The 12,669-nt window shown below is 61.9% G+C and carries 12 protein-coding genes and 1 pseudogene; 7 read left to right on the top strand and 6 right to left on the bottom strand.

Features of this window, described 5'->3' with window-relative positions; translation table 11 throughout:
- Nucleotides 1–388: 388 nt before the first annotated feature.
- From KHC27_RS04640 to KHC27_RS04620, 5 genes are all read right to left on the bottom strand, one after another.
- Nucleotides 389–1,204, bottom strand: a complete 816-nt coding sequence (locus tag KHC27_RS04640) for an amino acid ABC transporter ATP-binding protein (protein ID WP_213335644.1) — start codon at nt 1,202–1,204, stop codon at nt 389–391.
- A gap of 182 nt (nt 1,205–1,386) precedes the next feature.
- The gene (locus tag KHC27_RS04635) at nt 1,387–2,067 is read right to left on the bottom strand and encodes an ABC transporter permease (RefSeq protein WP_213335642.1); all 681 of its coding nucleotides are present in this window, start codon (nt 2,065–2,067) and stop codon (nt 1,387–1,389) included.
- Nucleotides 2,068–2,071: 4 nt separating this feature from the next.
- Nucleotides 2,072–2,746 carry an ABC transporter permease gene (locus tag KHC27_RS04630; protein WP_213335640.1) on the bottom strand — a complete coding sequence of 225 codons (675 nt, stop codon included), beginning with the start codon at nt 2,744–2,746 and terminating at the stop codon, nt 2,072–2,074.
- Nucleotides 2,731–4,128 (bottom strand): M20/M25/M40 family metallo-hydrolase, encoded by a 1,398-nt coding sequence (locus KHC27_RS04625; RefSeq protein ID WP_307428967.1) that lies wholly within the window; start codon nt 4,126–4,128, stop codon nt 2,731–2,733. Before KHC27_RS04625 ends, KHC27_RS04630 begins: the two co-directional genes overlap by 16 nt.
- A 64-nt stretch (nt 4,129–4,192) precedes the next feature.
- Complete coding sequence (locus tag KHC27_RS04620; protein ID WP_246519257.1) at nt 4,193–4,981, bottom strand: transporter substrate-binding domain-containing protein; 789 nt, start codon at nt 4,979–4,981, stop codon at nt 4,193–4,195.
- A gap of 263 nt (nt 4,982–5,244) precedes the next feature.
- Between KHC27_RS04620 and KHC27_RS04615 the strand changes: the two genes are divergently transcribed.
- Nucleotides 5,245–6,177 (top strand): LysR family transcriptional regulator, encoded by a 933-nt coding sequence (locus tag KHC27_RS04615; protein WP_213335636.1) that lies wholly within the window; start codon nt 5,245–5,247, stop codon nt 6,175–6,177.
- A 70-nt stretch (nt 6,178–6,247) separates the two neighbouring features.
- Here KHC27_RS04615 and KHC27_RS04610 read toward each other — a convergent pair whose 3' ends face one another.
- Nucleotides 6,248–6,685 (bottom strand): Lrp/AsnC family transcriptional regulator, encoded by a 438-nt coding sequence (locus tag KHC27_RS04610; protein WP_213335633.1) that lies wholly within the window; start codon nt 6,683–6,685, stop codon nt 6,248–6,250.
- 132 nt (nt 6,686–6,817) lie between these two features.
- Between KHC27_RS04610 and rocF the strand changes: the two genes are divergently transcribed.
- From rocF to KHC27_RS04585, 6 genes and pseudogenes are all read left to right on the top strand, one after another.
- Nucleotides 6,818–7,747, top strand: coding sequence for an arginase (rocF, locus tag KHC27_RS04605; protein ID WP_213335628.1), 930 nt, complete (start codon nt 6,818–6,820; stop codon nt 7,745–7,747).
- Entirely contained in the window at nt 7,744–8,805 is a 1,062-nt protein-coding gene (locus KHC27_RS04600) for an ornithine cyclodeaminase (protein ID WP_213335625.1), read from the top strand. The genes rocF and KHC27_RS04600 overlap by 4 nt, the downstream gene beginning before the upstream one ends.
- 193 nt (nt 8,806–8,998) lie before the next feature.
- Nucleotides 8,999–9,226, top strand: a pseudogene (locus tag KHC27_RS21540) (DUF6429 family protein).
- Nucleotides 9,227–9,410: 184 nt separating this feature from the next.
- Entirely contained in the window at nt 9,411–9,764 is a 354-nt protein-coding gene (locus tag KHC27_RS04595) for a DUF2958 domain-containing protein (RefSeq protein ID WP_213335623.1), read from the top strand.
- 419 nt (nt 9,765–10,183) lie between these two features.
- Nucleotides 10,184–12,241: a ParB/RepB/Spo0J family partition protein gene (locus KHC27_RS04590; RefSeq protein ID WP_246519131.1), complete on the top strand. Its 2,058-nt coding sequence runs from the start codon at nt 10,184–10,186 to the stop codon at nt 12,239–12,241.
- Nucleotides 12,242–12,387: 146 nt separating this feature from the next.
- Entirely contained in the window at nt 12,388–12,633 is a 246-nt protein-coding gene (locus KHC27_RS04585) for a hypothetical protein (protein ID WP_246519082.1), read from the top strand.
- The last annotated feature ends 36 nt before the right edge of the window (nt 12,634–12,669 follow it).

The following is a 12,669-nucleotide window of genomic DNA, read 5'->3' as shown; positions in this document are numbered from 1 at the left end:
CTTCCATATCATCGACCCGCGAAATTTCCGGGTTTTGATGTAGGCCGAGTATATCACAATTCACTAGCCTTATTTCTTCCCGGCACGGAACTCAACTATTCGTTCGAACGAGGTATAGCGTTCTATCAACCGGCGGCGGGTTGTTTTCTCGACCGACGTGGGAAACGACTGCATCCCATCCTACAGCGGTCGGATCGCTCGAATAACCCCGATCGCAACGCTGGTAGACCTCCGATTCTCGCGGCTCCGCATTGACGTTTCCGTAGAAACAGCGTCAACCATTGGAGCGATGCAGGCGCTTCAACTCCCATCCGGACCAGCTATCAGGAGCCCTATTCCGGTGATACGCGATAGAGTGCTTGATAGAGCTGACTTATTATTAAAGACATCAATGTATTATCTGACTTAGAAATATTTTTGTACGCTCATTCTGAGGATTGTCAAAGAATTCATCTGGCGTGTTCTGCTCGACAATCTGGCCTTTGTCCATGAATATTACGCGATTGGCGACCTTGCGCGCGAAGCCCATTTCGTGAGTGACACACAGCATGGTCATACCTTCTTCGGCGAGGCCAACCATCGTCTCCAGTACCTCCTTCACCATCTCGGGGTCGAGGGCCGAGGTGGGCTCGTCGAAAAGCATGACGCGTGGCTTCATACAAAGCGCACGTGCGATTGCGACACGCTGTTGCTGGCCGCCGGAGAGCTGGCCCGGGTATTTGTGAGCTTGCTCAGGAATTCTAACGCGTTCGAGGAAATGCATTGCAAGTTCTTCGGCAGCCTTGCGGGGCATTTTTCGGGTCGATATTGGTGCCAGAGTGCAATTCTGCAGGATGGTCAGGTGAGGGAATAGATTAAAATGCTGGAACACCATGCCGACTTCGCGGCGAACTTCGTATATACGCCTGCGGTCGTTCGCGAGGTCGCTTGTGAGTTCGATACCGTCGACGACGATGCTGCCCTTCTGGTGTTCCTCAAGCCGGTTGATGCAGCGGATCATCGTGGACTTGCCGGAGCCGGAAGGTCCACAGATGACGATGCGCTCGCCGCGCATGACTTTCAGGTTGATGTCTTTGAGAACGTTGAAATCGTTATACCATTTGTGCATGCCGATGATCTCGACAGCGATGTCGTTTCGCGACACCTTCATCTTTGAGGCATCGACCGTGAATTCTCCCGCGCTGATCTGATTCTCATTCGTCATCAATCGCCTCCAATCTGATTGTATAGACACTCCGGCCAAGCTGGGCCCGGCAGAATGCGAGTGGACCCTTGCCCTCCGGCAAGCCCAGCAGGACGCAGCCGTGTTGGCACCTTTCTTCCGCCAGACTTCCTCCGGCTTTGAACGACAGTGGCCCAATCCTATCCGCGCCTACTCGCGGTAGATCATCGTCCCGGAATGGCCACTCGTGCTTCGATGATCTTGAAGGTCCACCCGAACAGAGCGCCGAACACGAGATAGAGGATGCCCGCGATCAGAAAGGCTTCGAATGGTGCATAGGTGCGTGCGACGAAGAGGCGTGCGGCACCAGTCATCTCGATGACCGTCACCGCGCTTGCCAATGTCGATGCCTTCATGACCAAGACGAGTTCATTGCCAATCGCGGGAAGAACGACCCGATAGACCTGTGGCAAAACCACCTTCGACAGGATTGCGTGGTCCGTGAGGCCAAGCGCATGTCCGGCCTCGAATTGACCCTTGTGGAGCTGCCGAATGGCACCCGCAACGACGCGCGCGGAATAGGCGGCGGAGTTCAGCGCGATCGCCAGGATCGCGCAGTAGACCGCGCTGCGCAGCACCGGCCACAGGAAGCTCTCGCGTATGAATTCCAGTTGTCCAAGACCGTAGTAGATGATGAACAACTGAATGAGGAGTGGACTGCCTCGCACGACGAAAGTGTAGAATGCCGCCGGGACGCTCAGCCACACACGCGTCGAGACGAGGGCAAGTGCGACCGGAAGAGCTATCGCTTGCCCGAGAGCGAAACCGCAGATCGTGATGAGGAGCGTCAGGAAAAGACCGCTCAAAATGGCGCTAAATGCCGGAAGCAACAAGTCGAAAGACATGGCATCACCGCGTTGAGTTGGGATCAAGACGGGCGGAGATCAGATTGATCGCCAGGGAAGAGATCCCTGTCACCAGGACGTAAAGGACCGCAGCTGTCAGATAAAAGGCGAGTGGCTGGTGCGTGGCGCCAGCGGCCACCACCGACTTTCGCATCAACTCTTCCAGGCCGACGATGGAGACGAGCGCGCTCTCCTTGAGAATTACCAACCACTGATTGCCGAGGCCGGGTAAAGCCCTCATAACCATTTGCGGCGATATCACCTTTGTGAAGGCCGAGAGATGCGTCAATCCCAAAGCGATGGCGGCCTCCCACTGGCCGCGCGCGATACCGGCGAGGGCACCGCGCAGGATTTCTGTACAATAGGCGGCTGACACGACCGACAGCGAAGCTATGCCTGCCGAGAGTGCATCGACCTCGAAGTAGGCACCCCGCATGCGGGTCAGCAACACCGTACCACCGTAAAAGACGAGAAAAATGATGAGGAGTTCCGGAAGGCCGCGGATCAGACCGACATAACCGGCGACCAAGCGCCGCAGAACCGGCGGGCCATAGTGGCCGACAGGAGCCAGGAAGAGCGCCATGGCGAGCCCGCACGCAAAGCTGCCCGCCGCGACTGCGAGCGTCACCCAGAGGCCTTGCAGCAGTTGTGGAGAGTATTGGACTATCGAATCGAGCATGCAGCGGCCTCCTTTTTGGATCGGCCCGCGTCCGTCAGAGATAGAATTTCGCGGGTGAGGGCCTCGAAGAAGCTCGCGGAGAACCCGACCATCTTCTCGAACTGCGCAATGACGATATTCTCGTCAGAGGAGTGAAGTCTGGACCCGTGATGGGTAATTCCCGCGCCGAACAGGGTTGCGCCGAATTGGCGCACGAAGTGATGGGCCGGTCCCGATCCAGCCGCGCTGGGTTGAAGAACGACCTCCAGGCCGAACCATTTGCCGAGAAGTTCGGCACCGAACGCGATGATCGGATTATCCGGGGCACTGCGCACACCCCTCAGTTCCGCATCGTGCACGGTCAGCTCAATGTCGACAAAGCCTTTGGCATCGAGATGCTGACGCAAGAGCCGGACTATGGTCTCGGGAGACTGACCCGGTACGAGACGAAAATCGAGTTTGGCGATGGCGCTGCACGGCAGAACCGTCATGGACCCTTCGCCGCCGTAACCGCCATGAATGCCGTTGACGTTGACGCAAGGGGCGAGGTTCATGCGACCGTAGAAATTGGCGTCGGTCACGTCGCGCAATCGTTTCGTGCCTCCGGTGGAGCGCCCGAGATCGTCGAGCGAAAACGGGCTCCGCTCGACGAGGTGTCGGGTGGTCGCGTCGACCGGTTCGATGCCCTCGTAGAATCCGTTGATGAGAACACGACCGGCTTCATCGCGCAGCGAGGCAATCGCCGAGGCCATTCGCCACAGCGGATTGTCGAAGACGACCCCAAGGCTCGAATGTAGGTCCGCCGCCGAGGTGCGACAGGAGAGTTCCACCGCGAGAAGCCCCTTGAAACCGAGGAGAATGACGGGGCGTCCAGTCGTATCGATCTCGCCGTATTCCCACCAACAGAGATCCGATTTCAGGTCTGGAAAACGGCTGGCGAGAAAGCCCGAGAGAGACGGGCTGCCGACCTCCTCTTCACCTTCCAGGATCCAGACGACCCGGTATGGCAAGGGCTCCGGGAAGCGCGAGCGGAACAAGTTCCATCCCGCCAACCTGCTCACGAACTCACCCTTGTCGTCGGCCACACCGCGCCCGAACAACCGCCCGTCACGTTCGGCGAGCACGAAGGGTGGCGCGGTCCACCGGTCCAAAGGCCCTTCCGGCTGAACGTCATAATGGTTGTAGATGACGAGTGTGAAAGGTCCGGCGCCGGCCTCGGCGACCACGAAAGGTCCGATAGCGCCTTCATGGAGCCCGGTCTCAAAGCCGGCTTCAGCGAGCAGTGCCGCGATCTTCATCGCGCACGTATCCAATTCCTGCCCCCTTGCGCTTACCGAGGGGATTGCCACCAGTTCGGCGAGTTCGCGGCGCGCAGTTGCTAGAATCTGGGCATCTATCGACACGTCGAAGCTCCTGAAGCCGAAATATTCGCGGGTGAGGCGGGAGGGGCGAGCCGTCTCGACAACGTCACTTGGCCGAAACGTCGTAGCCGAACCACTTTTCGGAGGCGGCTTTGATGGCCCCTTCTGTCCGCATTGCCGCGATCGCCGCATCGATGCGTGACCGCAATGCGGAATTGCCCTTCTTCAGAGCAATGCCCTGACCTTTGCCGAATTCGGGGAAGTCGGAGCTGTTCAACAAAGGGCCGGCGTAGGTGAGCTTACCCGCGCCATGGGCCTTGACCAGGGGATCCCAGGCGGCCCGCTCCATCAGTCCAGCATCTATACGACCGGCGATCAGGTCGTCGGCAATCTGGTCTGGTCGGTCATAGGCTCTGACGTCAGCCTTGGGAAAATGGGCACGGATCACCTGCTCGTGCGTCGTGCCGGTCTGGACGCCGATCACGGCCGAGCCCAGCTTCGCGACCAGTTCCGCGGCCGACTTGGCAGATGCGGCTGCGTTGCCGAGCGCGACGACCACGGATGCGGGAGCGTCGGCGTAGGCAGTCGAGAAATCGACGCGCTCGGCACGCTCGGCGTTGATCGAGATGCCAGACATCACCAGGTCGAACTTACCGATCTGTAGGCCGGGCAGCAGGCCGTCGAACGTCTGGTTCTGCCAGACGCAGGTCGCGCGGATGCGCTTGCAGATCTCGTCTCCGACCGAACGATCGAACCCGATGATCTGGCCGGCAGCGTCGACCGACTCCCATGGTGGATAATCGGCGCTGGTGCCGATCTTGAGTTCTTCGGCTCGCGCGGAACCCGCGCTCATAGCAATGCTGAGCAGAGTGGCCAGAGCCAGAGTCTTCATCATCCGTACCCCCTTAACATAGACTGGGACCGCTTCGGTGCGTGATGCAGAGCGAGGCCGATCGTATTGAGTTCGGGGTCATACTGCTGGCTCCGTCCTTGCGGTCACGTTCCTCAAGCGCCGGAAAACCTGCAGTGCGTGGACTCCGATGATAGACGCAACGCGTGCCTACAAAGCAGGCATTATTTGTGTGCGCCCATAATTTGAACGGTACGTGTTACCTATTGCATTGCAAAGCTGATTTATATGCGTGATAGCATACTGCAATGCGGAAGAAATCGACGCCCAGTGGCTCGCAATGGCTTGGAAAATGGTCGCGCTTGCGCGACCTCGAAATCATCTGCGCGATCGTTGCAGAGCGGAAGACGACGACCGCAGCGCAGCGCCTGGGGATGTCTCAGCCCGGCGTCAGTCGTGCGATTGCCGCAATCGAAAAGCGACATGGCAAAGTCCTGTTCCATCGTGAGGGAGGGCGCCTTCAGCCGACCGCAGAGGCCTTGGTACTCCACCGCTTGGGAAGCGCGGCCTTCAGCGCGCTGGCGGCTCTGGACGGCAGTCTGGCGGAGCCCGTCGCGGAGCACATCGTCGTGTCCGCACTCCCGACGATGTGCCACTGTTTCCTCGTCGGAGCCGTCGCCGATTTCCTCGAGTTCCATCCGCAGGTCTCGATTTCCCTCTATATGGCAGACGCCGAAGACCCTGCGGGGTCGATCGCGGAAGGACGGGTGGACGTGGGCGTGAGTGACTCTGTCTTCCTCCATTCCGGCGTTTCGGCTGAGCCGTTGCTTCAGACGTCGGCGGTCTGCGTAATGCCTTCCGATCACCATCTCGCTGCCAAACCTTGGATCGGTCCTGACGATCTCGATGACGAACGCTTCGTCGCCACCAGCCATAGACATTCCCAGAGGGCGGCATTGGACCGCATCTTTTCCGACTCCGGGGTGATGCCGAAAACCACTGTCGAGATTGATACCGTCATGGACACGGTCGAGATGATCAGACGGGGCTTCGGCGTGTCGATCCTCAACCCGTTTCCGATTGCCCGTTTCGATGTGACAGGTCTCGAACTGAAGCCGTTTCGGCCGGAATTCCTTTTTCAGACAAACGTAATGTTGTCCGCGAACCGACCGATGTCGGTGTCGGTACGGCGCTTTGTCGACTTTCTCAAGGATCGGTGTCGCAGTTTCGGTCTGCCGTGAGATCTTGTCCCATAAGCGGACTGCCAGCTCAGTCCGAGGTCGGCTGCGCGTTCTCGTTCTACATCAATGGTCACAACCGTGCGCGCGTGCTGCGCGGCGTGGCGAGCAGCAATGTCGTCTCCGAGGCTGTGATGCCGGGTACCAATCGGACCCGACGTAGCACGGTATCGAGATCGGTCAGGCTTTGGGCGGAAAACTCGATGACCAAGTCCCAGCGGCCGTTCGTGGTGTGGATCGCGCCGATCTCAGGGAAGCCGACCAGTGCATCGATCACACGATCCACCACCCGCCCCTCAACCTCGACCATTGTCAATCCACGCACCGGCATGAACACCGCGTCGGCCCGCAGCACCACAGTGTAGCCGATGATCGTCCCGTCGGCCTCCAGCCGTTCAAGCCTTGCCCGGACGGTCGCTCTGGACAGGCCGAGCTCGACGGCGAGGTTCGAAATGCTGCTGCGGCCGTCGTGGCGTAGAATCGAGACGAGGCGTTGGTCGATTTCGTCCATCGGTCGCTCCTATTCGATAAGGCTTTTAGAGCACATCGATAAGGTAAATCGTCCTTTTTGCCAATCTGATCCGTTCACTCTGCCGGTCATCCCCTCTAGTTTCTGAGGAGATGACGACAGACGAGGACCTTCATGAGCGATCGCTGCATTCTGATTGGAGCGCCGGTAGAGGCGGGAACGGGGCGACGCGGTGCCGACATGGGTGCGAGAGCCTTCCGCGCCGCCGGCCTCGCCGAGACCCTGCGGGATCTCGGCCTCGAAGTTCGCGAGCACGGCAATCTGTTTATCGGGCCGGTCGTGCCCAAAGCACACCCCAATCCGATGATCGGCGACATCGCCGAGATCGCTGCCTGGACCGAGGTGATCGAGAAGGTCGCCTACGAGACGGCAGCGCAAGGCATGCCGATCTTCCTCGGCGGTGACCACAGCGTGGCGGCGGGATCGATCGCCGGCATCAACCGGCGCGCGGTCGAGGACGGTCGCGAGCTGTTCGTGCTCTGGCTCGACGCTCATTCCGACTATCACACGCTCGACACCACCGAGAGTGGCAATCTCCACGGCGTGCCGGCGGCCTATGTCACGGGGCGACCGGGATTTGCCGGCTATTTCCCGCCGCTCGTCGCGCCGGTGAAGCCGGAGAACGTCTGCATGGTCGGGCTGCGCAGCGTCGATCCGGCGGAGCGCTCGGCGCTCGACGGCTCCGGCATCACCGTTCACGACATGCGCGCCATCGACGAGAACGGCATCGGCCGGCTGGTCGGCAGCTTCCTGAAGGAGGTGGTGGTGCGCGGCGGCATCCTCCACGTCAGTCTCGACGTCGATTTTCTCGATCCGGAGATCGCGCCGGGCGTCGGCACCACGGTTCCCGGCGGGGCGACCTTCCGCGAGGCCCATCTCGTCATGGAGATGCTGCACGACACCGGTCTCGTGCGCAGCCTCGACGTGGTCGAGCTCAACCCCTTCCTCGACGAGCGCGGCCGCACCGCGCTGTTGCTCGTCGACCTCGTCGCCAGTCTCATGGGCCGGCGGATCCTCGACAGACCCACCCGGAGCTGGTCATGACCCACCGCGCCTTGAACATCGTTCCCTTCGTCAGCGTCCACAACATGATGCGGCTGGTGAACGCCGTCGGCGTCGAGCGGTTCCTGACCGAACTCGCCACTTTCGTCGAGGACGATTTCCGGCGCTGGCCGGTTTTCGACAAGACGCCGCGTCTCGCCTCGCATTCGGTCGACGGCGTGATCGAGCTGATGCCTACCAGCGACGGCATCACCTACGGTTTCAAATACGTCAATGGTCACCCCAAGAACATGCGCGTCGGCCGCCAGACAGTCACCGCCTTCGGGCTCCTCGCCGATGTCGCCACCGGCTATCCGGTGCTCCTCAGCGAGATGACGATCCTGACGGCGCTGCGCACCGCCGCCACCTCCGCCGTCGCCGCGCTCCACCTCGCCAGACCGGGATCGCGCACCATGGCGATCATCGGCAACGGCGCGCAGTCGGAGTTCCAGGCCGTCGCATTCAAGGCGCTCCTCGGCATCGACCGCCTGCGCCTCTACGACATCGAGCGCTGGGCGAGCGAGAAATGCGCCCGCAATCTCGCCCGTTACGGCTTCGACGTGACGATCTGCGACGGTGTCGCCTCGGCCGTCGAGGGCGCCGACATCGTCACCACGGTGACCGCCGACAAGCAGAACGCCACCATCCTCACCGACAATCTCGTCGGAGCGGGACAGCACATCAACGCCGTTGGCGGCGATTGCCCGGGCAAGACCGAACTGCACCGCGACATTCTGCTGCGCGCCGACATCTTCGTCGAATATCCGCCGCAGACCCGGATCGAGGGCGAAATTCAGCAGCTCGCCGCAGACCATCCGGTCACCGAGTTCTGGCGGGTGATTGCCGGCGAGGTGGCGGGCCGACGCTCGGCCGAGCAGATCACCCTGTTCGACTCGGTCGGCTTCGCCACGGAGGACTTTTCGGCCTTGCGCTACGTCCGCTCCAAGCTGGCGCTCGGTGGCTTCCACGAGGATCTCGATCTGCTCGCCGACCCCGACGAGCCGCGCGATCTCCTCGGCATGGTCCATCGCGCCGCTGTCTCGGAAATTTCTCGCCCCTGACGCGGCGGAGTTGACACCAATCGTCCGCTGCGTAGAGATCTTGGGCGCACTCGTGCTCATCCATCCTCGAACGCCGGACGTGGACGTGATGAACCGCCGGCTATTCGAGCTATTTCACGGCCGCTTTCGCTCACAACAATTGCTCACGCCCAACCCCCCGCATAAATTTATCTGGCCGGGACCATAGGTGACGGTGTCTCAGTTACACCACGCCAGTGGGCACGATCTCGCGCTGCTCTTTCTGTCGCTCGACCGTGATGGCCGCGCATGGAAGAGTTTCGATTGGGACGCGATGAATCGCCTCTAGGAGAAGGGCTATATCGGCAATCCCGCAAGCAAGGCGAAATCGGTCATTCTGACGGACGATGGCCTCGCCAGGTCCGAGCGATTATTCCGCGGATTGTTCGGCAAGGCGGAGTGACGAGCGATATTGCCGCCTTCACCCGACCTCACCCTTCCGACGGGTATCGGCAAGCTGGCTGCCGCCGCGGCGGGGTCAAGCCCGGCCCGCGCCAGACCGTGTAGGGCCTGACCTCACCGCTCGACTGCGCCGACCCAACGCCTCCTCGCCCTCGATCGGAGGGTGACATCGAATGGAGGCCGACATGGCAGACCCGCTCATCACAGACGAACTCTTCGCCCAGCTCATCGCCAATGGCGTCCGCAGCGTCGCCGGCGAGGACATCGATCCGCCCCCGGTCGTCAAGCTCTTTACGCCGGATGCCGGTGCAACCTGGCTTCTCACAGAAGCCGATCCAGACGACCCCGACCGACTCTTCGGCCTGTGCGACCTCGGCCTTGGCGAACCCGAACTCGGCTATGTCAGCCTCGTCGAGATCAGTACAGTGCGTGGACGCCTGCGGCTTCCGGTCGAACGCGACCTCTACTTCACGGCCCGGCGTTCGCTGAGCTGGTACGCTCGGCGCGCCCGCCAATCCGGTAGGATCGTCACCGACTGACGATCACAATCGCGCCCCGCCTTCGGGCGGGGCGCTTCGCTATGTTCGTGTTTCCGGCAGAACACGAAAATGCGGTGATCAGGATGCACGGCTTTCAGGTTCGGCGGCTTTACGCATCCTGATCCGGTTTTTCTCCCGGCTCCCGCTGGCGCTCAAGCCGGGCGGATTGCTTGGGGGCGCCGCCCCCTGGCGCGGTCAAGGGTGAAGCGCCGGCGAGCCGGCGCCGTCCGGGGTGGTCTCCCCGACCTTCCGCGCGGATACGATGTTCCGCACATCGGTCATTGGGCAAATCCGCTTGTGCAGGCCGGGCGATCCCCCTCCACCCCGGCCGCCCTGGCCCTTGCACCCCCCGGTCTCGCCGACGGGCAGGGTTGCAGCGCAGCGCTGCGCTCCAACCCAAGCCCATGAGGATCAAGACCATGACCAACATTATCGAGACAACCGCTACGATTTCCGAAGCCCCCGCCATCGAGAACGGCGCGGTGCTGTTCGTGCCGCTGAACAAATTGAAGAAGTCGCCCAAGAACGCCCGCAAGACCCCGCACAGCGACGCCCATATCGAGGCGCTGGCAGCCAGCATCGCCGCCAAGGGGATGTTGCAAAATCTGGTGGTGGAGCCGGAGACGGACGCGGACGGCCAGCCGACCGGCTGCTATTGCGTCATCATCGGTGAAGGCCGCAGGCTGGCGCAGATGCTGCGCGTCAAGCGCAAGCAGATCAAGAAGACGGAAGCCATCCGCGTCGTTCTCGATACGGAGAACGACGCGGCGGAAATCAGCCTTGACGAGAACGTCACCCGCGAGGCGATGCACCCCGCCGACCAGTTCGAGCGGTTCCGTGAGTTGGCCGAAAATCGTGGTTGGGGCGCGGAGGACATCGCCGCCCGATTTGGCGTGACGGCTCATGTCGTGCGCCAGCGGATGCGTCTCGGCGCTGTCAGCCCCAAACTGATGCAGGTCTATCGCGACGGTGGATTGACCTTGGAGCAGTTGATGGCCTTCGCCATCGTGGACGATCCGGCCCGGCAGGAGCAGGTTTACGAGAACCTGTCGTGGAACAAAGACCCTTCGACCATTCGCCGCGACCTGACCCGGATGCACATCGCCGCGACGGATCGTCGTGCGATCTTCGTCGGTGCGGAAGTCTATAGCGAGGCGGGTGGCGTGATCCTGCGCGACCTGTTCACCGAGGATCGTGGTGGCTTCTACGAGGATGCCGGTTTGCTCGACCGGCTTGTCATCAAGAAGCTGGACGGGATCGCGGAGAGCGTGAAGGCCGAGGAAGGTTGGAAGTGGGCCTCTGTCCATATCGACTATCCGCACGGCAACGGTCTGCGCCGCACCTATCCGCATTCGGTGGCGCTGTCGGAGGAAGACGAGGCAGCCTACGCCGCCGCGCAAACAGAATACAACGCGCTGACCGAGCAGTATGACAGCGTTGAGGAACTGCCCGACGACGTCGATCAGCGGTTCGGGGAGTTGGAAGCCGAGATCGAGCGCATCGACGCCTTGCGTCACGCCTATGACGCTGACGAGATCGCCCGTGGCGGCGTGTTCGTCATCCTCTCCCATGACGGGGAAGCCCGCATCGAACGGGGGTTCATCCGCGCCGAGGATGAACAGCCGGAAGCCAAGGACGATACAAACGGTGAAGGCGGTGGTGTGATCGATGGCGTTCGCGTCAACGGTGACGGCGAGATCATCGAGGAGGTCGACCGTGAAGAGGACGGCAACCCCGTTTCCACACGCGAAACTGAGGAGGAAGACGCCGGGGACGTGGGCAAGCCCCAGTCGGACGGTCTCATCCGTGACCTGACCTCGCACCGAACGCTCGGCCTTCGCCTTGCCTTGGGCGAGCAGCCGGACATGGCGCTGATCGCCGTCACCCATGCGCTGGTGGCGCAGACATTCTATCGCGGGACGGACGCTACCTGCCTCGAAATCCGCCCTACGAGCAGCTATCTGGCGTCCCACGCGGACGGCATCGAGGACACGGCGGCGGGCAAGGCGCTGGCGGATCGTCACGCCGGATGGGCGGCGGACATGCCGCGCGACGTGGCTGACCTGTGGGGCTTCGTTGCCGGTCTGGACCATGCCAGCGTCATGGCGCTGTTCGCCCATTGCGCCTCGCTCACCGTCAATGCGGTGAAGCAGCCTTGGGAGAAGAAGCCCCACGCCCATGCCACGGCGGAGAAGCTGGCGACGGCGGTGGCGCTGGACATGACGGCGCACTGGACGCCGACCGTGCGGGCCTATCTGGGCCGCGTGACCAAGGCGCACATCCTCGCCGCCGTGCGCGAAGCCATCGGCGATGCGGCGGCGGAGCGGATCGCGGGCTTGAAGAAGACGGAGATGGCGGAGGCTGCCGAACAGCTTCTGGCCGGAACCGGCTGGCTTCCCGCCGCACTGCGGACAGTGCGGCCCACGTGGCTGGACGATCGCCAAGAAGCTGACGCCTTGCAGATCGCCGCCGAGTGAGGATCGGGCCGGGACCGCATCGGCGCGGTCCCGGCTTCTCTCTCACCCAGAATCCAAAAAACGCGGTCGTGCGGTGTTCACCGCGCGACCGGCTGACCTCGACTGTCCGATGGCCATGACCGTCATCGGGATTATGGAGACCCATCATGATCGCCGTGATGTTGATGAGCATAGCGCTGATCGCGGGCCTATGTGTCCTGGCCTATACGCTTGCCGTCTATGCGCTGCCCTTCATGCTGGCCGTGGAAGCGGCGCGCTTCGCCTATGCCACCGGCTCCAGCCTATTCGGCGCGGGCCTTGTCGGGCTCGTCGCCGGGGCCACAGCCTATGGTCTGTTGATATTCGCTTTCACGTCGCAGCGCTCGCCGATCCTGCTGCGGATTCCGACGTAACCGGCCACCTATTCCAATCATTATCCGGCCACCGTT

The sequence above is a fragment of the Ancylobacter lacus genome (assembly GCF_018390635.1).
GTDB classification, from domain to species: Bacteria; Pseudomonadota; Alphaproteobacteria; order Rhizobiales; family Xanthobacteraceae; genus Ancylobacter; species Ancylobacter lacus.
The sequence above is the reverse complement of the archived record's forward strand: the minus strand, read 5'-3'. Positions and strand labels throughout refer to the sequence as shown.

Coding starts and splice junctions, on each gene's coding strand:
- KHC27_RS04610 (WP_213335633.1), bottom strand. CDS start 6,685: ATGGACGAAATCGACCAACGCCTCGTCTCGATTCTACGCCACGACGGC.
- KHC27_RS04635 (WP_213335642.1), bottom strand. CDS start 2,067: ATGTCTTTCGACTTGTTGCTTCCGGCATTTAGCGCCATTTTGAGCGGT.
- KHC27_RS04590 (WP_246519131.1), top strand. CDS start 10,184: ATGACCAACATTATCGAGACAACCGCTACGATTTCCGAAGCCCCCGCC.
- KHC27_RS04595 (WP_213335623.1), top strand. CDS start 9,411: ATGGCAGACCCGCTCATCACAGACGAACTCTTCGCCCAGCTCATCGCC.
- KHC27_RS04640 (WP_213335644.1), bottom strand. CDS start 1,204: ATGACGAATGAGAATCAGATCAGCGCGGGAGAATTCACGGTCGATGCC.
- KHC27_RS04615 (WP_213335636.1), top strand. CDS start 5,245: ATGCGGAAGAAATCGACGCCCAGTGGCTCGCAATGGCTTGGAAAATGG.
- KHC27_RS04620 (WP_246519257.1), bottom strand. CDS start 4,981: ATGATGAAGACTCTGGCTCTGGCCACTCTGCTCAGCATTGCTATGAGC.
- KHC27_RS04585 (WP_246519082.1), top strand. CDS start 12,388: ATGATCGCCGTGATGTTGATGAGCATAGCGCTGATCGCGGGCCTATGT.
- KHC27_RS04600 (WP_213335625.1), top strand. CDS start 7,744: ATGACCCACCGCGCCTTGAACATCGTTCCCTTCGTCAGCGTCCACAAC.
- KHC27_RS04630 (WP_213335640.1), bottom strand. CDS start 2,746: ATGCTCGATTCGATAGTCCAATACTCTCCACAACTGCTGCAAGGCCTC.
- rocF (WP_213335628.1), top strand. CDS start 6,818: ATGAGCGATCGCTGCATTCTGATTGGAGCGCCGGTAGAGGCGGGAACG.